Source organism: Algoriphagus boritolerans DSM 17298 = JCM 18970, from assembly GCF_900108085.1.
In the GTDB taxonomy this organism is placed as follows: domain Bacteria; phylum Bacteroidota; class Bacteroidia; order Cytophagales; family Cyclobacteriaceae; genus Algoriphagus; species Algoriphagus boritolerans.
The window spans coordinates 33,371-52,040 of sequence record NZ_FNVR01000031.1 but is presented as its reverse complement, the minus strand read 5'-3'; the positions used below and the strand labels follow the sequence as shown (position 1 = coordinate 52,040).

Genomic DNA, 18,670 nt, shown 5'->3' with positions numbered 1-18,670 from the left:
AAATATCCCTTACCGAGGTACTCTTGGCAAAATGGCAGAAAAGCATGGAGACCAAATGTGTCCAACTGTCGAATCCCTTACAGCCTTTATCTGTTTGTTTTTCTTTGACCAGCTTCTTGAAAATCGGGCGGTCAATCTTTTTAATAATCTGAGAAAACAGCGTAATATTACCCATGAGAGGTCTGAGGTTTTGGTGCAAACCAAAGTAACTATTTTGGTCAAAAAATAGGACCTCTCATTTTTTATTTAGGACGCTATTGAGAAAATTTTAATACTTCCTAAAAATCCTATTTGACTTAAGTAACTAAATTACCTTGAAATTTTCATAAAACATAATTTAATCCAAATAAACCCCCTCCAGTCTAACCCCTGTTAACCCATCCAGCCATGATCAAAAAAATCACCCTTGGACTTGTCGTACTCTTGATCCTTATTCAGTTTATACCTGCTGAAAAAAACGAAAGCAACGACACCGAATTTGACATCACAAAAAGTTACGAAGTGCCGGACAATGTCGCCATGATTCTCAAAGGCGCCTGCAACGATTGTCACTCTAACCTCACCCGCTATCCTTGGTATTCCAACATTCAGCCCATTAAATACTTCCTTGCTGACCATGTGAACGAAGGCAAGCGCGAGTGGAATTTATCCACCTTCACCAAACTCCCGCTGGCTGTCCAAAACCACAAATTTGAAGAGGTAGTCGAAATGGTGGAGGAAAAGGAAATGCCCCTAGCCTCCTACACCTATTTCGGGCTTCACCCCGAGGCAAACCTGACCGATGAGGAACGAAAAGTATTGATCGATTGGGCAAAAGATCAAATGGCCATGCTCGCAGCCACTTATCCTGCCGACAGCCTGAAAATGAAGCCCCGTGCAGCACCTGCCAACTGATACAACTATCAAACAATTAGCCCGGATGTAAATTCGGGCTTTTTTTATGTCGCCTCAAGGCAACTAGAACGAAAAGTTTTTTGCCACAGAGAAAAAAAGAGAGAGATTGAAAACTTTCAGACTTTGAGCAGAACTCCGGTAACAAAGCAGTCGGAAGACTGCATAATTGTGGGTCCAAGACTGAAGCCTTGAACCATTCCGTCCTCTATTTCTTTGAGATCTTTGTGGTAAAAAAACATTACGGCAAAAATTTTAAAAGCTTTAGCTTTTCCTCTCCGCGACCTTGAAAAAGGCCAGTCGAGCCGAAAAGTTCTGAGGATCAATTCAAGGACTGCCCTCCAATTTCTTTTTCTCTGAGCACTCTGTGGTAAAAATCCTTTGCTTCACTTTGCGACCCTGTGCTGATTTTTTTTCACAGAAACACTGAAAGCACCAACTATTTTCAAAACCTAAAATCATTCCCTATTTTCCCCAATGCAAAAATTCAAAGATTCAGAAGTACGCTGGGGAGTCTTAGGCGTGGGAAATGTCTGCGAGGTCAAGTCTGCTCCGGCAATGAATCGTATTCCCCACAGCCGGTTGGTCGCAGTGATGCGCAGGGATGAAGCCAAAGTCAAAGACTATGCCGCCCGACATGGGGTCTCAAAGTGGTACACCTCCGCCGAGGCCCTGATCCTTGATCCAGAGGTCAACGCCATCTACATCGCCACTCCGCCTAATGCCCATCTCGAACTCACCCGAATGGCAGCCGCAGCGGGCAAACCCGTCTATGTGGAAAAACCCATGGCCCGCACCTATTCCGAGTGTCTGGAAATGATCGACCGCTGCCAGTCGGCAGAAGTGCCACTTTTCGTGGCCTATTACCGCAGGGCGCTTCCTCATTTCCTTCGGATCAAGGCGCTGCTTGACGAGGGAGCAATCGGAGAAATCCGAACCGTCCACATCAATCTCAAGCAAGCTGTCGAGGCCGATCTCATGACCAAACTGGACGACAACTGGCGCGTCAATCCTGAGATAGCCGGAGGAGGTTACTTTTTTGATCTCGCCTCCCATCAGTTGGATCTTTTGGATTTCTTCTTTGGCAAGATCACGCATGCCGCAGGATTCTCCGGCAATCAGGCCAAAGCCTATGCTGCTGAGGATATCGTGACGGGAAGTTTTGTCTTCGAAAACGGCATCCTGGGCACAGGAAACTGGTGCTTCACTTCCTCGCATACGGCAAGAAAGGATGAAATCATTATCGATGGCAGCCTGGGCCAGATTCGGTTTGCCACCTTTGGCAAGGGGGAATTTACCGTGCTCCGGGACTCACAGGAACCCGAACATTTCCAGCTTCCCCTTCCCCATCATATCCAGCAGCCTTTGATTCACAGCATCGTGGACGAATTGCTGGGCCAAGGCGCCTGCCCCAGCACAGGCATCACCGGCGCCCGAGCAAACTGGGCAATGGGAGAACTGGTAAAAAATCGGGTAGAATAAAAAATCAAAAAAGGTGCACAAATTCAGCCATTTTTGGCAAATAGATGCACCTAAGCTATAGCCAATCCTTCCGCAGGATCAAATAGTCAAGCTCTTTTTTTCTACCTAGATTGTCACGGCTTAGTTGCAACTTGACCCCGATTTCCGTGTAATTCACCCATGTCCAAACAGATCAAATCCATCAATCTGACCCTGATCAATTTCATCATTGTCTGCTACTTTCTGCTCTTGGGTTTGATTAATGTCCTGGAAATTGACTATCCCGTAGTTGGGATGCTGAGAGAATTGCTCACGATCCCCTTCCTGCTGTTACAGGTGTATTTCCTGGTGATTGGTATCCGGTATTGGGTTAGGAATTCCACTCCCTTTTTGACCAAAGTCAGCGTGGTGGCCTTGGCAGCTTGTACCCTTTTCACCATCGGAAGTTTCTTTTAGCACGGCAGCTGGATCAAGTTGATAAAAAAAGCATCTACCCCGTCCAGGACCTCCTCAAAGGCATTCATATCGCTTGGCTTGGTGATGTAGAGGTTGGCATGCTGGAAGTAGGACAGATTGATATCGTCGGGTGAAGAGGAGGTGGTCAACATGATGATGGGAATGGACCGATACTCCCCGTGAGTTTTGATGATTTCCAAGACTTCGTGGCCGTTTTTTAGGGGGAGGTTGATGTCCAGGAGGATCAGGTCAGGTGTCTCTTCCCCGGCAAAATTCCCCGCTTTCATGACGAAATCAACGGCTTCCTGACCGGTTTTGGCCACAGATATTTTCCGGATGGTTGGCCTTTGTTCCAATACTTCCCTGAGCAGGATAATATCGCCTTCATTATCCTCCACAATTAACACGTGTATTTTTTTCATTTTCCTGATTTTGGAATGGTGAAATAAAAAGTACTACCCTGACCGTACACTGACTCCAACCAAATCCTGCCTCCCAGCCCTTCAATGATTTTTTTAACAATTGCAAGCCCCATTCCAGAGCCTTGGTATTCATCTTTGCGATGAAGTCGCTGAAAAATAACAAAAATTTTATCAAAGTATTCTTCTTTGATCCCCAGCCCATTGTCTTTTACAGAAATCAGCCAAGCATCCCCCACATCTTCGGATTTGACCAAAACCTCCGGAGGTACCCCGGCCCGGGAATATTTGAGTGCGTTGCCAATTAAATTTTGGATCACCTGAAAAATCGGAACTCGATAGCAGACGATACTTTCCAGTCCCTCGTAGCGAACTTTTCCGTCATTTTCCTCGATCGACTGCTTATGCAGGCTGATCACCTCATCGACCAGTTCCTGCAGTCGTACGCGCTCATTTCTTTCCTTTTCTTTGCCCACTCTGGAAAATTCCAGAAGATCCAGAATGATCCTTCTCATTCGTACTGCCCCATCGACGGCAAAATGGATATACTGCTGGGCCTTCTCGTCCAACTTGTCCCTATACCTGCGGTCCAGTTGGGTCAGGAAGCTGGACACCATCCTCAGCGGCTCCTGCAAATCATGAGAGGCGACATAGGCAAAATGTTCCAGTTCAGCATTGGAAGTGGCGAGTTCTCTTGCCTGCTTTTCCAGATTTTGATTGAGGACTTTGAGTGATTCCTCGTAATTTTTACGGTCCGTAATATCCGTGATAGCTCCGATGATTCGAAGCAGTTTCCCTTGACTGTTTCTGATAAACGTGGCCCGATTGATCACATAGGCGTAGGAATTATCCGCCTTCTTAAATCGGTATTCGTCATTCCAGGAGTTGATCGCGGGATCATGTTGATAAGAATTCAATCTGCTCAGCACCCGCTCTTTGTCTTCAGGATGAATGAATTCGGTGAGCAGCTCAAACTCCGGCATGGGCATATCCAGCGGGAAGCCGAATAAGGAATGGAAGCCTTTCCCGAAAAACACTTCCCCTGACTCGATCTGATAATCCCAAATCGCATCGTTTGTAGCTTCGGCCACTTTTTCAAAGCGTTCATTGGACTCGCTGAGGAGCTTTTCGGATTGCTTAGCTGAGGTGATGTCTTTGAAATAAACGGTGAGACCTGAATCGGAAGGAAATACAGATACGGAAAACCAGGTGTCTAATTTTTCATAACATTCTTCAAAGTGAATCGTCTCGCCGGTTTCTAATGCGTGATGATAATTGACATAGGATAAAGTGTTCGTTTCCTGATGGAATACGCCCCAGAGATTTTTGCCGACGATCGTTTCCTTATCGACATGCAATAATTTCTCTGCTTGATTATTCCAGTAGGTTACGGTCCAATTCTTGTCCAAGGCAAAGAAACCGTCGCCGATACTTTCCAAAATGGAATTTCGCTCCTGAAAAAGTTGCTTGAATTCCAATTCGGTGACCTTGCGGTCGTGGATGTCCTGAAAACTTCCAAAAGCCCGAATCACTTTCCCACCCAACACCTGAGCCTGACCCAGGCATCTAATCCACTTTTTATTTCCTTTGGCCGTGTAGAGCGGCAATTCCTGATCAAATGATACACCCTTCTCCAGGAGTAAATGCATGGCTTCTTGGACGATTTTTTGAAATTCCTTGGGATAAACCTGAATCGCCTCCTCCAATGACACGCCGCCCAGGTCTGTCTCCAGGATAGCTGCGGTGGTGGCATTCCACTCCAAAAAATACGGGGTCATTCGTGCATCTATTTCCCAACTCCCAATCTTGGCCATTCGGGAAGATTGCTCCAGGAGGTTTTCAAGCTTTTTCCTTTCGGTGACGTCCATGACTAGGGAGTCCCAAATGACTGTCCCGTCGGGCTTGCGGGAAGGAATACCCATCCCATGGTGCCAGCGAATCTGTCCGTCAAGGGACAAAACCCGCCACTCAAAATTCCACTTTTCCAGAGTCTCTGCGGAAAATTGAATGCTTCGCTGAAGCGCCTGCATATCCCCTCCTCCTGCCACTTGCGACCAGATTTTGGAGCTGTCATTCATGCACTCCTCCGGAGAAAGTCCCCAAATCAACTCTGAACCTTTGCTTACATAGCTTAACTCATCAGTACCTTCAGGTTTGATGGTGTATTGGAAAATGACACCCGGCACGTTGTCAGAGACACCTCGGAGCCGCTCCTCCATGATTTTATTGTCATGGATATCCTGAATCGAGCCGAATATCCGGACGGTTTTCCCCTGAACCTGCTCTGCTTCCCCGATTGCTCTCACCCATTTTTCATTTCCTTTTGCTGTGACGATCACTGCTTCAAAATCGAATTGCGTTCCCAGTTCAATGGTTTGGGAGACTTTATTCCTCACCATGTCCCTGAAATCCTCCCGGTAATAATTTATCGATTCGGTCAAATCAGAAATATGGTGCTCGTCTAACTCATGAATCTCCCGCGTCACCTGTGACCAACTGTGGATATTCCGCTCCAAATCCACTTCCCAACCACCCACTCTTGCCAACAAGGAGGCATTTTCCAGAAGTTCTTCCATTTTTTTGAATTCTGTCACATCCCGACCATAGGCAAAGACCAACTTATTGGGACCAAAAACGTCGGAGGAATTCCAGGAGATATAGCGATAGTCACCGGATTTGGTGCGGTACCGATTGACAAAATTTTCAGCTAGCCTTTCCGCTTTCGATGTTTCATCAAACTCCTTCTCAGTGCGTTTAAGATCATCAGGATGCAGGAATTTTGTGAACGGAACGTAAGTCAATTCTTTCTCTGAGTAGCCCAAAAGCTCACAAAAAGCAGGGTTGACTTTGGTAAAGTACCCCTTGGGTGAGGAAATCGCCAGGATATCAGGGGAATAGGTAAAAAAGAGCTTCAATTCCTCCTCCTGCTGTTTCCTTCGTAACTCCCGTCCGATAAACGGAACCAATTCACGAAGAATCCGGAAACTTATATTCTTCTCTGATATAGGTTCTTTGGAAAAGAGAAGACAAACCCCCAGAATTTCATCTCCTGATATAAAGGGAATCCCGATAGCAGCTACCAGTCCAAAATCAGACGCCCATTCTTTTCGAAGAAAATCTTTGGTCTGATCCAGCTGATTCCAATAGACTACCTCCTTACTATCCCAAAGCCTGGCCGGTAGTCCTTTTCTTTCTATCAGTGGTATCAAACTTTCTTCTTCTTTGGAGTAAAGCCCGCTATCATTCCAAATTCCCTTGGTTGCTCCAAGTGCCAGCTGGGTATTCTCCTGAGCAGTAAGCCATATTTCACCGACCTGAAAATCACCAATATCGGTCAGTTCTGAAAGGAGATTTTTCACGATCTCTTCCAGTGGCTCCTCTGACTTGAAGTGATTGGATATTTTTTCCTGGGTATCTTTGAGTAATTCGATCGTATATCGTTCGGTGCGGTCACGCAATACTCCGACCATCCGGATCGGAAGCCCCTCCGCATCCCGCACCATGTAGGCATGCTCTTCTACAAAAGCATAGGTGCCGTCAGACTTGAGCAACCTGAATTGATTTTCCCATTTATCCTGACCGGGATCGGAGAGAAATTGTGCCCAAGGTGCATCTTTTTCGCCACGATCAGCCGGATGGGTTAACTCCTCCCAGTTCTGCAATTCGAATTTCCTTTGGCTAAAGTCGTGTCCAAAACTCCTTCGAAAACTATCCCCCCAGGTGAATATATCTCGCTGCACATCCCAGTCAAAGATGGCATCCTTGGTGGATTTGTTGACTATTTCGTAGCGTTCATTGTCTTTTCGGATCTTCTCCAAATAATCAAATTTGGCCATGACGATCCCGAGAATACGGTGCGCTCGCTCCAGGACGAGCAGTTCTATTCCCTGTGTGGTTTTCTTTTCATGAAAGTAATTGGCGATGGTGGCAGCGACCTGACCTTGATTGTTGAAAATCGGGAAAGACCAGCAGGCCCCAATGCCGTAGTGCTTTGCCAATTCTCTGTAGTCCTCCCAATAGGGATCTGTAAGTACGTCTTGCACCAGAATGGGCTGTTTGAGGAATGCTGCCGTGCCACAAGATCCTTGGCCAACCCCAACAGGTAACCCTTCAATGGCAGATATAACACCCAACTCAAGGGAGGGCGAAGCAAAATTGGATAACTTACCGTCGATGATCCTGAGTACCGAAGCTCGCATATTGGGTATGATAGACTCTAACTGAAGCAGAAAATCAGTGTAGATTTCCTGCTCATCAACATTCTCCATCAGACTGCGCTCGATGAGTTGCTTTTCAAATTCATCCAACTTTTGGGAAATGAATTCCCTTGTCATGTCCCGCATGGCACCCACCACCCGGACGGTCCGTCCATTTGGATCTCTCAGGCGAATCGATCGGTCCCGGATGTAGGCATACTCCCCATTCCCTTTACGGAGCCGATATTCTCTTTCCCACACTTGCCTACTGGCATCTTCCATCGCCTCCATAAATTCACTGACAGCTCTTTCCCTGTCCAGAGGATGCAAACTTTCATAGATCGTATCGAAATTCTCAAAGTCTGACTTGATCTCCAGACCGAGATTTTCACGAAATCCTTCACTCAGGAAGATTTCCCTTGAGATGGGGTTATAGTCATAGATACTTTCCGATCCGGCTCTAAGAATAAGTTCAAATCGCTCGTTTGCAAGCTTTAATTGGCTTTGAACTTCAATTGTCTTAGTAATATCCACCGAGTTGATCACGATTCCCCCGATATCCGGGTCATCCGTCAAGTTGGTGGCTACTGACTGCAACCACCTCCACTCGTGGTCTTTCGATCTAAAGCGATATGGGGAGGACTTAAGCTGCTTTTGGACAGCTATGGCACTAAACTCATCGCTCAGCCAGGTAACATCGTCAGGATGGATAAAGGAAAAGGCATTTTGGCCTAACAGCTCCTCCACTTCTATGTCGAGATAAGACTGAAAATTAGGGCTGAGGTAAAGGTAGTTTCCCCGATCATCAACAATCGAAATGAGATCAGCCCCCTCAAGCACCAACTTTTTGAACCTACGCTCACTCTGAACGAGCTTTTGCTCGGCAATGACTTCTTCGGTCACATCCTTAAAGTTGTCGATGATTCCGTTGATCACCGGATCATGAAGCATACAGGTGATGTTAGCCGAAAGCCACCTCCAGGTCCCATCTTTATGCAGGATTCTTCCGGTATGGCCGGGTACGGGAATTCCGGGTTGCTGAAGGGAATTTTTGAAATGCACTGCCACTTGATCCCGATCATCCGGATGGGTGATTTCAAAAAGATTGAGCTCCATGGCCTCTTGTTCGCTGTAGCCCAATACTCTGGAAATGGAAGCCGAGACATACGTGGGCTTCCCTTTAAGATCGAGAATGGCAAATGCATCGTCACTGTTCTCAATCAATGCTCTAAATCTCCGTTCCCGAGTACTCAGTTGTTCTTTTGCCAGCACTTGCTGACTGATATCTGTGTGGGTCCCGAACATTACTGCAGGAGTGCCTTTTTCATCCCAGGCCATCACCTGTCCCCGATCCAATATCCAAACCCAATGTCCGTCTTTGTGTCTCATTCGAACTTCACACTGATAGATTTTGGATTTTCGGTGTAGGTATTCATCCAGTAACTGATTGGACCTTTCCAGGTCTTGGGGATGTATCAAGTGACTGCGGGTCCTTCTCGTGATGGGGCCCAACTCCTCAAGCTTGTACCCCAGCATCGCTGCCCAACCTGAAGAATAGGAAAGTTTTCCGGTTTTAATATTCCATTCCCAAGTCCCCACCTCTGTTGCGTCGATGATGTTTTGAAGGCGAAGGTGTTCCTGCTCCAGTTCTTTTTTGGACTCCTTGAGCAACATTCCATCCATCCGGGACTCATAAAAGTTCACCACCTGATCAGCCAATTTGTTTAAGGCATTTAACTGACTGTCCGGAAGCTCTTTAGTCGAGTAATCCATCACACAAAGGGAGCCCTTGATCCTAGAGTCTTTGAAATTCAGGGAAATGCCGATAAAAAATCGAAATCCATTACTGCACGAGACAAGAGGATGGGTTTTAAACCGGGCATCACTTTGCAAATCCTCAATTAAAAGAAATTCATTCGGACTGGAGAGCATCTGATCTCCAAAGGATTTACACTTCAATAAATCGCTGGATTTCAAGCCAAAGCCGGAATGAAAAACAATCGATTTCCCCTCATACAATGAAATGTACGCTACTTGAGCTTGACAGATAATGGATGCTAACTCTGCCAGGTCCTCAAACTCCTTTTGAGATAAAACTTCCTTAAAAGCGCTGAATAACTCACCGTTATTCTCAACTGAAGGTTTTTGCAAGCTCATTTGCTCGTATTGGTTAAAGGCTTTATTGGGTGGCAGATAAAATTCGTGTTTGGCTATTCGAAAACTAATAAAATTAAAGTAGTTTATTCCATAAAAGAAAACTAGTTATTCCAAAGCAAATAAAATAAACCTGTAGTACGCAAAGCCAGTGGTGATTGGAAAGTTACCATTTTTCACGCCTGATTGAGCCTCTAAACTTTTCACAAAAATTCTCAGGCGAAGTTTCAATGAATTCAAATTCGGGTAGAAAGTTTTGCCATAAAGTCCGTGGTTTACTCGCTTGCAGCGTTTTCAGGAAAGTCTCAAGCTGAAACCCAACTTTGATTTTTAGTCGCGAAAAGCTCCATTTCGATTTTGGTGCTGCCTGTTTTTTTTCTAGCTTTTACTTCCCAACACTAAACCCAATCCAGCTATGGCTACAGAAAAACACTTTCTATTGAAAAAATGGATAATTCTGATTTTTAGCATTTTTACGATTCTCTCCTGTCAAAAACCAGCTGAAACCCAAATCGAAGTTGAGACTCAATCTGCAACTTTGCTGAAGGATTACGTCCACACTCCGGACTCTACTTTTCGCTACGAAATCGTGCATTCTGTCCCAGGAGAAAGTAGCGATTTTCTTGTGCTGAAAATGTACTCACAGCACTGGTTGACTCCGGATCTTGTCGACAAAACCGAGTGGTGGCATTGGGTTTCGATCGTCGTCCCCAAAAATACCCCCCACGAAACAGGCATGCTATGGATCGGAGGCGGCAGCACCAATTCCAAAATGCCTGAGCAACCCGATCCACTAATTCTAGCCGCTTCGATGCAGACCAATTCGATCGTGGCACAGATTCACAATGTGCCATTTCAGCCGATTACCTTTGCCAATGACACCTTTGGTGAGCGCTATGAAGATGAAATAATATCCTATGGTTGGAGGAAGTTTCTCGAGGGCGGGGCCAAGGATGAAGATGCGATCTGGCTGGCTCGATTCCCGATGACCAAAGCTGCCAAGCTGGCGATGGATGCTATGACCACTGTGGTTAAAGAAAAGTACACTAAAGATCTGAAAAACTTTGTGGTAGGTGGGGCATCCAAGCGAGGTTGGACGACATGGACTACTGCTGCCGTGGATGACCGTGTGGTGGCAATCGTACCGGTGGTGATTGATCTGCTCAATCTGGTTCCTTCCTTTGAGCATCACTGGCGAAATTATGGGTATTGGGCACCGGCCGTAGGAGATTACGTGCGGGAAGGCGTGATGGATTGGGTGGGCACGCCTGAATTTGAACGGTTGATGGAAATTACCGAACCGTATTCATTTCTACCGGAATACGACATGCCCAAGCTGATAATCAACGCCGCAGGAGATGAGTTTTTCCAGCCGGACAGTTGGAAGTTTTACTGGGATGCACTTCCCGGGGAAAAGCACGTGATGTACGTCCCCAACTCCGGACATGATGTCGGCGACTCTGATGCGCTACCTAATTTGATTTCATTCTATGAGTCAATCCTCAATAAAACCCCTCGGCCATCCTACGAATGGAAAGTGGATGGGGATAAGATCCTGGTAAAAACCGATCCTAAAAACCGTCCGGTTTCAGTGAAACTCTGGTCGGCTTACAATCCCTTGGAGCGGAATTTTATGATTGATGTCTTTGGACCAAACTGGGTAGCTGAAGAGATTAGCTTACCGGAATCCGGCGAACTCGAGGTACAAATGAAAGCACCGGAGGAAGGCTTTAGAGGCTATTTTGTCGAACTCACTTTTGCAGGGCAAAGTCCGCTAAAAGTAACCAGCGGGATTGAAGTATTGCCTCGGGATTATCCATTTGAGCCATTTGTACCCAAGCGGACTTCAGCGACCACTTCGAATTAACTTCTTGGATTACTAAGTGGTGGGAACTTCTCACCACTTACTCTTCACCTTTCACAAGAAAACGCATGAAGAAGTCTTACTTGATTCTCTCCACCTTTATTTTCCTTTTCCCATTTAATTATGTCTCAAAACCCTTCAAACTACGACGAAATTAAAGTTCCGGCATTGGCACTTTCAGATCCTTTCATCAGTGAAAAGGGTAAGCTAATTCAAACCGTAGAAGAATGGGAAATGGTAAGGAGACCTGAGATTTTCAGGCTTTTTCAGGATGAAGTCTATGGGTAAATCCCAAAAGATTTTGATACAATATCTTATGAAGTGGTCAACGAATCGCCCAATCCCTACCCAGAAATTGCGGATTTGGAAGAAGTATCTATCCCTGTGAAACGGAATGGAAAAAAGCATACGATGCGAATTAATATTTTCCTTCCAAAAAAAGCGGTATTTGAGACCGAATTTGAATCCCTCGAAGGACCTGTTCATTTGGAGTCGGTTGGACACCATATCCGGGAAGGAAAGTACGACTTGACTTGGGAGGATTGGGAGTTGTTTTTGGAGTTTTGGGAGAGGAATATTTAGTCTGGATTTAAGGTAATGTTTAAACCGAAAGAATTTAACTAAAAATACTAGGTTGGAAGACCGAAGACGGTAGACCGAAGAATACTTCCGTCTTCGGTATCCTGTCTTTCTGCCCTGTAATTCATTGAGAATTCCTCAGGTAAAAAAATGAATAGCTTTTTTGTGAAAATTAGAAAAACCAATCAGGTCACTGCCGGACGGTTTCGAGGAAAAGTCCGGCTTTTTTGTTAGGTTAAAACTTCGGTTTTTCAATCAACTCCCTTAACCTATGATGTCATTTATCTCTTTTTTAGGCCTACTAGGTCTGCTCTCTTTTTCTTCAAAGGAAAAACCAGAAATCAAAGTTCTTTCCTCAGGTTTCATCTACGAAACGGCCCCATTCCCCTCCTGTCATGCCTCCACCCTCTTGGAAACTTCAGACGGAGTAATGGCGGCATGGTTTGGCGGGACATACGAGCGTCATCCCGATGTCAGTATTTACACTGCTCACCGAAAAAACGGAACTTGGTCCACACCTCTCTTAGCGGCTGATGGGATTGAAAATGAGACCTTTCGAAATCCAACCTGGAACCCGGTCCTTCATCGTAAAAACGATGGGCAAATCGTCCTATTCTACAAAGAAGGTCCTAATCCCAGAGAATGGTGGGGGCAATACAAAGTATCGGAAGATGAAGGAAAAACCTGGTCCAAAGAGACCCAAGTTCCTCCGGGCTTTTTGGGTCCGGTAAGAAACAAATCCGTGAAGCTTCCAAACGGTCAATTGCTTCATCCCAGCAGCTTTGAGGTTAAACACATTTGGACTTCCCATATCGAACTTTCGGATCCCGATCTCAAAAACTGGGAAAAAGTGGAGCTGAAAGGTCCTTTCAATGCCATTCAACCTACCGTACTTTTTCACCCGAACAATAAAATCCAAGTCCTGTGCCGAACTCAGGAAGGCGTAGTAGCGGAAAGTTGGTCGGCTGATCAGGGCAAAACCTGGACTCCTCTGACTGCTACCAAACTGGAGAACAACAATTCAGGAATCGATGGGGTGACTCTTTCCAGCGGATATCACCTTTTAGTTGCAAATCCACTGAAAAAAGGAAGAAACAAATTAGTCCTTTTAGGCTCCAATGATGGTATCAGCTGGGAAGAGCTCCTGGTATTGGAGAACGAAGAGCAGGGAGAATTCAGCTATCCCGCAATCATTCAAGCATCAGACGGAACCATTCACATCAGCTACACTTACAATCGGAAGAAAATTAAATACATACAGCTGAGTCTTTGATTTTTTCAAGCCCCAAACCTATGAACCTGACAAAAACACTCCGGGGGATAATACCTCCCATGATTACTCCTTTAAACCCTGATTTCACCCTGGATCTCGCACATACAGAAAAACTGATCGAGCACTTGATCTCAGGAGGTGTCCATGGGATATTTATTCTTGGCACCACCGGAGAATTTGCGGGATTGAGTTCCGAGGTAAAACGTGATTTGATCCGACTGACAGGTCGACAAGTAAAAGGCAGAGTTCCGATCTTGGTGGGAATCACGGATTGTTCCTTTATAGAATCCCTAGATTTGGCTGCTATCGCAAAGGAATCCGGCGCGAATGCATTGGTTGCTGCTGCGCCATTTTACATGAATATCGGACAGGATGAATTGATCGCATACTATCAAAAACTGGCGGATTCTGCTGAATTACCGCTTTTTCTCTACGACATGCCATCCCATACCAAGATCAACATTGAACTCGAAACTGCCGTCGAACTATCCAAGCATCCCAACATCATTGGAATCAAGGACAGCTCCGGAAATCCGGGAAACTTTCGTGCACTTTGTGAAGCGTTTCAAGATCAGCCCGAGTTCAAAATCTTCGTCGGACCGGAAGAGATTCTGGCTGAGACGCTGGAAATGGGGGGTCATGGCGGAGTCACCGGAGGTGCCAATCTTTTCCCAAAACTCTATGTGGCACTCTATGAAGCTTTTGAAAAAAAGGAAACCGAAACAGTCAAGAAACTCCAAGACACAATTCTCTTTCTAAGCAAAAACCTATACAATAACGACACATATCGTTCTTGTTATTTAAAGGGGTTAAAAGCAGCGATGACTTTCGAAGGACTTTGCCAAGGCAACTTTGCTCCTCCCATTTTTCCCTATTCGGAAGCGGAAAAAGCTGAATTATACCCTAAATTTATCGAAGTCAAAAAACGAGTTCAAGAATTTTTTATGTCTTAAATCGTGAATTAATCTGCGATAATCAGCGAATTTTTCTGCGCTCATCAGCGGGAACCAAATTTCCAAACAGCCTAACCTCCCAACTTCCATACCTTCGAATATGCCATTTATAGACCTCGCCGTTTTTCTCCTCTACATGTTGGCAATTGTCGGTTTTGGTGTTTCTTTTTCGTTCAGAAAACGTACAGCTTCAGACTTCACCACGGGAGGCGGTCGTCTTCCGGCTTGGGCTATCGGAATGTCGATCTTCGCCACCTTTGTGAGTAGCATCAGCTTTTTGGCTTTGCCTGGAAATGCCTTTTCCGGCAATTGGAACGGGTTTGTGTTTAGTCTTTCGATACCTCTGGCAGCCTGGCTCGCGGTGAAATATTTTGTGCCGCTTTACCGCAAACTGAAAAGTGAATCTGCTTATTTCTATCTCGAGCAGCGATTTGGTGCTTGGGCGAGGATTTATGCCTCCATTTGCTATTTGCTAACGCAATTGGCAAGAATGGGAGCGATTATGTATTTGCTCGCCTTGCCGATGAATGCTTTACTGGGTTGGAGTATTCCGAGCATCATCATCTTGACAGGGATCAGCGTGGTGATCTATTCGATGTGGGGCGGAATCGAGGCTGTGATTTGGACTGATGCGGTGCAGGGAATCATTTTGATTGGAGGAGCTTTGGCCTGTTTGGGCGTGATTTTCTTCGGAATGCCTGAGGGACCCTCTTCTATTTTCAGCATTGCAAATGAAGCGGACAAATTTAGCTTGGGGAGTTTCAAACTGGATTTTACCACTTCCACCTTTTGGATGATTTTGGTCTATGGCTTGTTTATCAACCTGCAGAATTTCGGAATCGATCAAAGCTATGTGCAGCGCTATCTGACCGCCAAAACCGAGGAGGAAGCCAAAAAATCTACTTGGCTGGGAAGTTTACTGTATATTCCTGTGTCGTTGGTTTTCTTTTTTATCGGGACGGCCTTATTTGCTTATTATCAGGCACAACCCGAATTACTTCCTGAGGGCCTGGCCGGAGACAAAGTTTTCCCTTACTTCATCGTCAATCAACTTCCTGTGGGTGTGACAGGCTTGCTGATCGCATCCATCTTTGCCGCCGGCATGAGTACTGTTTCGACAAGCATCAACAGTTCAGCAACGGTGATTTTATCGGATCATTTCAGCAAATACATCCATCCTAATCCCTCGGAAAAATTATCGCTTAGGGTATTGAGGCTTTCCTCCCTGATTATGGGTTTGCTGAGCATCGTGGTGGGTTTGGCATTTAACGGAGTCAGCAGCGCCTTAGAAGCCTGGTGGGCACTTTCTTCGATTTTTAGCGGGGGGATTTTGGGGCTTTTTCTCTTGGGATTACTGTCGAAAGCCAAAAATCCTCAAGCCGTTTTCGCTGTGATTTTGGGAGTAGTGGTGATTGGCTGGATGAGTTTATCGGCGATTTTGATTCAAAAAGGGTTGCCTGAAACCTTTGCCAATCCGCTTCACACGAATATGACAATCGTGATGGGCACGCTGACGATTTTTTTGGTGGGGTTTGGGTTGACTTGGTTCACTCAAGCTTCGGCTAAAGCAAAAGGATAATTACCTGATCTTCCTAAAATTCAAAACATCAAACCTCGAAAGCCGAATAACGAAGGAACTCAGGGATTCATAATTCGACTACCCAAAAACGGCAACCATTCCTCAGCCTGCCGCTCGGCATATTCTGCCAAAAAGTAAGAAAGTGAAGGTTTAAAAGGTTGGGATCGAAGAACCAAACCTGCCTGTTCGGGAGTTTTATCGCCTTTGTTCACATTGCAGCGATTGCAGGCGGTGACCAGATTGGTCCAGTTGGTCTTGCCTCCTTTGGACTTGGGAATGATATGATCAATGGTCAGGTGCCTTTTGCTTCCGCAATACTGACATTCCCCATTGTCGCGCTTGAAAAGGTTGCTCCGGTTGAGCAAAACGCCTCGAAAGGGAATGTTTTTGTATTGAGTCAGTCGGATAACAGCTGGATAATCGAAACTGCGATCCACGGTCCGGATCTGCAAGAGTTCGTAAGTGGACAGGATATTGGCTTTTTCCAGCAGGCAAAGCACAATGGCTTTCTGCACCGGCACAACTGCCACCGGCGAATGATCTAAGTTTAGTACCAAAACCCGCTTTTCCATACCTTATCCTAAAATCGATCTTGCGTCAAAAACAACCTGCTCACCGGTATTGTTTCTCAAAAAATCCTCCCACTCGTCCAAATCGGATACTTTCATTTTGTTATCCATCCAGAGGATTTCCTCCGCACCCAAAAACAGCCCAAAGTGGGACTCTTGCTTTTCCAGGTCTCTGAAAACAAACAAATCACCGGGTATAGCTTCCTCAGGACTTACGCTCTTGCCGGGAATTTTTCCCGAAATCCAAGCATATCCTGCGATCGCAAAAATCAGCGAAAAGCCCAGCTCTTCATCCAGACCAAAAATACTCCGACCTCCAGCCTGAAATGGCGCATTGAGGTAACGAAGCCCTATCTCGATCAGTTCCTCCCGATAGGCTCGCACCGCATGGGGACGGTAGTTGCCGGTAAAGCCGATGTGATCCTGCCAATTGAAAAGCTCCAATTCGCTAAAATGAAGACGGCTGCCGGGAAGGAGGTAAAGATTGGTACCGAGGTATTCGATCGCAGCAATCGGACTGGTGACGATCTGAAAGTCCTGATTGAGAAACTTCCGGTACTCTTCTCCTGTGATTTCCTTGATGAGTTTGGCCCAAACCCAGCCTCCCATGCCAGTGTCTTCGTGGTAGACCCGAAACCACTGTCTGTCGGAGGTGAGTCCATTAATCTGGTAGCATTCGCCAAAAAGTAGCTGGCTGACCAACGCGGAATCAAAAGTAGGTTGGCGGTAAAGTGGAAGGATTGTCTGACGACATATCCCGTATGCATCAATCAAAGGCCATTCGCTGGAGCTCTCTTTTTGCATCTTTTTCCTTCAGATCCTGACGTTTATCGTGTGTTTTCTTTCCCCGGGCCAGCGCAATTTCCAGTTTTGCCAAGCCACGGTCATTGATAAATATACGAACAGGAATGATTGCAAGGCCCTTTTCGGCAGACTTAGTTTCGAGCTTTTCCAATTCTTTTTTCTTCAGGAGCAACTTTCTGTCCCGGACTGACACGTGATTGTAGCTCGCCGCCATGCTATAGGGCGCGATGTGCATCTGACGGATGTATAATTCCCCGTCCAAAAAAATACAAAACGCTTCAGTGAGCGATACTTTGCTCTCTCGAATAGACTTAATTTCAGTCCCCGTCAGCATCACGCCGGTGACATAGGTATCAATGAATTCAAACTCAAAGCTTGCTTTCTTATTCTTGATGTTGACGAATTTTTCAAAGCGGTTGGACTTAGCCATATCAGAGTTTCATTTTTGCCAAAGGGGTGACGTCGAGTCCGACAAATTCCCCTTTAATGTATTTGTAGTGAGCCGCCATGGCAATCATGGCTGCGTTGTCCGTGCAATATTCGAATTTTGGGACGTAAAGGTTCCATCCTTTTCTTCGTGCCAGCTCTGCAAGGGTTTCTCTCAAACCGGAATTAGCCGAAACCCCGCCAGCGATGGCGATTTCTTTTACCCCATACTGCTTGACTGCTTCTTTTAATTTGATCAGAAGCATTTCGATCAGCGTGTATTGGATGCTGGCGCAAAGGTCAGGCAGGTTTTCGGTGATAAAATTCGGATTCAGCTGAAGCTGATCTCTGAGAAAATAAAGCACGGCTGTTTTTATTCCGGAAAAAGAATAATTCAAACCGGGCATCCGGGTAACTGGAAATTTAAACGCCTTCGGATTTCCCTCCTTCGCATATTTATCCACCAGCGGTCCGCCCGGATAAGGCAATCCGAGAAGCTTTGCTGTCTTGTCAAACGCCTCCCCGACCGCATCATCCTGGGTCTCACCGATGACTTCCATTTCCAGGTAATCTTTCACCAACACCAACTGGGTGTGCCCTCCACTTACTGTGAGGCAGATAAATGGAAACTTTGGTTTTGGATCCTCGATAAAATGAGCCAAGACATGCGCCTGCATGTGGTTGACATCAATCAGTGGAATCTTCAATGCTGTCGCAAAAGCTTTGGCAAAACTCACGCCCACCAAGAGCGAACCCATCAATCCGGGACCACGGGTAAATGCAATGGCCGACAATTGTCCTTTGGAAACACCTGAAGACAAAATAGCCTCCTGAATCACAGGAATGAGGTTTTCTTGGTGTGCGCGGGATGCAAGTTCGGGAACTACCCCACCATATTTTTCGTGTACGGATTGCGTGGCGACAATATTATTAAGTACTTTACCATTTACTATAATGGACGCCGAAGTCTCATCACACGATGATTCGATTGCTAGTATAGAAATATCCCTGTTACCCATTGGAAAAGAACTCGAAAGTTACGGATT

General features: G+C 45.8%; 16 protein-coding genes. 9 read left to right on the top strand and 7 right to left on the bottom strand.

The window, feature by feature from the left end; translation table 11 throughout:
• Positions 1 to 175, bottom strand: a 175-nt coding sequence (locus tag C4S61_RS18580; RefSeq protein ID WP_146064379.1) for a DUF4372 domain-containing protein, incomplete at its 3' end; no start/stop codon positions are given.
• A 212-nt stretch (positions 176 to 387) separates the two neighbouring features.
• On the opposite strand from C4S61_RS18580, the gene C4S61_RS18575 reads away from it, so the two are divergent.
• From C4S61_RS18575 to C4S61_RS18565, 3 genes are all read left to right on the top strand, one after another.
• A complete protein-coding gene (locus C4S61_RS18575; protein ID WP_103926293.1) occupies positions 388 to 894 on the top strand; it encodes a heme-binding domain-containing protein in 507 nt (168 codons plus the stop codon).
• A gap of 474 nt (positions 895 to 1,368) precedes the next feature.
• On the top strand, positions 1,369 to 2,373 hold the full coding sequence (locus C4S61_RS18570) for a Gfo/Idh/MocA family protein (RefSeq protein WP_103926292.1): 1,005 nt from the start codon (positions 1,369 to 1,371) through the stop codon (positions 2,371 to 2,373).
• A gap of 159 nt (positions 2,374 to 2,532) precedes the next feature.
• Complete coding sequence (locus tag C4S61_RS18565; RefSeq protein WP_103926291.1) at positions 2,533 to 2,808, top strand: hypothetical protein; 276 nt, start codon at positions 2,533 to 2,535, stop codon at positions 2,806 to 2,808.
• On the opposite strand, the gene C4S61_RS18560 is transcribed toward C4S61_RS18565, so the two are convergent.
• On the bottom strand, positions 2,805 to 3,230 hold the full coding sequence (locus tag C4S61_RS18560; RefSeq protein WP_103926290.1) for a response regulator: 426 nt from the start codon (positions 3,228 to 3,230) through the stop codon (positions 2,805 to 2,807). The two genes, C4S61_RS18565 and C4S61_RS18560, sit on opposite strands and share 4 nt — an antisense overlap.
• Positions 3,227 to 9,580, bottom strand: a complete 6,354-nt coding sequence (locus tag C4S61_RS18555; protein ID WP_103926289.1) for a PAS domain-containing protein — start codon at positions 9,578 to 9,580, stop codon at positions 3,227 to 3,229. The genes C4S61_RS18560 and C4S61_RS18555 overlap by 4 nt, the downstream gene beginning before the upstream one ends.
• Before the next feature lie 412 nt (positions 9,581 to 9,992).
• Here C4S61_RS18555 and C4S61_RS18550 point away from each other — a divergent pair, with 412 nt between their 5' ends.
• The 6 genes from C4S61_RS18550 (at position 9,993) to C4S61_RS18530 (ending at position 15,825) form a co-directional block, all read left to right on the top strand.
• Positions 9,993 to 11,444 (top strand): PhoPQ-activated pathogenicity-related family protein, encoded by a 1,452-nt coding sequence (locus tag C4S61_RS18550; protein ID WP_103926288.1) that lies wholly within the window; start codon positions 9,993 to 9,995, stop codon positions 11,442 to 11,444.
• Between the two features lie 120 nt (positions 11,445 to 11,564).
• Complete coding sequence (locus C4S61_RS21915; protein ID WP_160111273.1) at positions 11,565 to 11,729, top strand: hypothetical protein; 165 nt, start codon at positions 11,565 to 11,567, stop codon at positions 11,727 to 11,729.
• A 33-nt stretch (positions 11,730 to 11,762) separates the two neighbouring features.
• On the top strand, positions 11,763 to 12,023 hold the full coding sequence (locus C4S61_RS18545; RefSeq protein WP_103926287.1) for a hypothetical protein: 261 nt from the start codon (positions 11,763 to 11,765) through the stop codon (positions 12,021 to 12,023).
• A gap of 268 nt (positions 12,024 to 12,291) precedes the next feature.
• A complete protein-coding gene (locus tag C4S61_RS18540) occupies positions 12,292 to 13,293 on the top strand; it encodes a sialidase family protein (RefSeq protein ID WP_235010105.1) in 1,002 nt (333 codons plus the stop codon).
• A 20-nt stretch (positions 13,294 to 13,313) separates the two neighbouring features.
• The gene (locus C4S61_RS18535; protein ID WP_103926285.1) at positions 13,314 to 14,246 is read left to right on the top strand and encodes a dihydrodipicolinate synthase family protein; all 933 of its coding nucleotides are present in this window, start codon (positions 13,314 to 13,316) and stop codon (positions 14,244 to 14,246) included.
• Positions 14,247 to 14,346: 100 nt separating this feature from the next.
• Entirely contained in the window at positions 14,347 to 15,825 is a 1,479-nt protein-coding gene (locus C4S61_RS18530; protein ID WP_103926284.1) for a sodium:solute symporter, read from the top strand.
• A gap of 59 nt (positions 15,826 to 15,884) precedes the next feature.
• Here the strand turns inward: C4S61_RS18530 and C4S61_RS18525 are convergent, their stop codons facing one another.
• Genes C4S61_RS18525 through tsaD form a run of 4 tightly spaced genes read right to left on the bottom strand, consistent with a single transcriptional unit; the run spans position 15,885 to position 18,643 of the window.
• The gene (locus C4S61_RS18525) at positions 15,885 to 16,397 is read right to left on the bottom strand and encodes an HNH endonuclease (protein ID WP_103926283.1); all 513 of its coding nucleotides are present in this window, start codon (positions 16,395 to 16,397) and stop codon (positions 15,885 to 15,887) included.
• Between the two features lie 3 nt (positions 16,398 to 16,400).
• The gene (locus tag C4S61_RS18520) at positions 16,401 to 17,198 is read right to left on the bottom strand and encodes a hypothetical protein (RefSeq protein WP_146064442.1); all 798 of its coding nucleotides are present in this window, start codon (positions 17,196 to 17,198) and stop codon (positions 16,401 to 16,403) included.
• Positions 17,161 to 17,628, bottom strand: coding sequence for an SsrA-binding protein (gene smpB / locus C4S61_RS18515; RefSeq protein ID WP_103926281.1), 468 nt, complete (start codon positions 17,626 to 17,628; stop codon positions 17,161 to 17,163). Before smpB ends, C4S61_RS18520 begins: the two co-directional genes overlap by 38 nt.
• Position 17,629: 1 nt before the next feature.
• Positions 17,630 to 18,643: a tRNA (adenosine(37)-N6)-threonylcarbamoyltransferase complex transferase subunit TsaD gene (gene tsaD, locus C4S61_RS18510; protein ID WP_103926280.1), complete on the bottom strand. Its 1,014-nt coding sequence runs from the start codon at positions 18,641 to 18,643 to the stop codon at positions 17,630 to 17,632.
• Positions 18,644 to 18,670 lie beyond the last annotated feature (27 nt).

Excerpts from the sequence above, each read along its gene's own strand:
- C4S61_RS18575 (WP_103926293.1), top strand. The coding sequence starts at position 388 with ATGATCAAAAAAATCACCCTTGGACTTGTCGTACTCTTGATCCTTATT.
- C4S61_RS18570 (WP_103926292.1), top strand. The coding sequence starts at position 1,369 with ATGCAAAAATTCAAAGATTCAGAAGTACGCTGGGGAGTCTTAGGCGTG.
- C4S61_RS18565 (WP_103926291.1), top strand. The coding sequence starts at position 2,533 with ATGTCCAAACAGATCAAATCCATCAATCTGACCCTGATCAATTTCATC.
- C4S61_RS18560 (WP_103926290.1), bottom strand. The coding sequence starts at position 3,230 with ATGAAAAAAATACACGTGTTAATTGTGGAGGATAATGAAGGCGATATT.
- C4S61_RS18555 (WP_103926289.1), bottom strand. The coding sequence starts at position 9,580 with ATGAGCTTGCAAAAACCTTCAGTTGAGAATAACGGTGAGTTATTCAGC.
- C4S61_RS18550 (WP_103926288.1), top strand. The coding sequence starts at position 9,993 with ATGGCTACAGAAAAACACTTTCTATTGAAAAAATGGATAATTCTGATT.
- C4S61_RS21915 (WP_160111273.1), top strand. The coding sequence starts at position 11,565 with ATGTCTCAAAACCCTTCAAACTACGACGAAATTAAAGTTCCGGCATTG.
- C4S61_RS18540 (WP_235010105.1), top strand. The coding sequence starts at position 12,292 with ATGATGTCATTTATCTCTTTTTTAGGCCTACTAGGTCTGCTCTCTTTT.
- C4S61_RS18535 (WP_103926285.1), top strand. The coding sequence starts at position 13,314 with ATGAACCTGACAAAAACACTCCGGGGGATAATACCTCCCATGATTACT.
- C4S61_RS18530 (WP_103926284.1), top strand. The coding sequence starts at position 14,347 with ATGCCATTTATAGACCTCGCCGTTTTTCTCCTCTACATGTTGGCAATT.
- C4S61_RS18525 (WP_103926283.1), bottom strand. The coding sequence starts at position 16,397 with ATGGAAAAGCGGGTTTTGGTACTAAACTTAGATCATTCGCCGGTGGCA.
- C4S61_RS18520 (WP_146064442.1), bottom strand. The coding sequence starts at position 17,198 with ATGCAAAAAGAGAGCTCCAGCGAATGGCCTTTGATTGATGCATACGGG.
- smpB (WP_103926281.1), bottom strand. The coding sequence starts at position 17,628 with ATGGCTAAGTCCAACCGCTTTGAAAAATTCGTCAACATCAAGAATAAG.
- tsaD (WP_103926280.1), bottom strand. The coding sequence starts at position 18,643 with ATGGGTAACAGGGATATTTCTATACTAGCAATCGAATCATCGTGTGAT.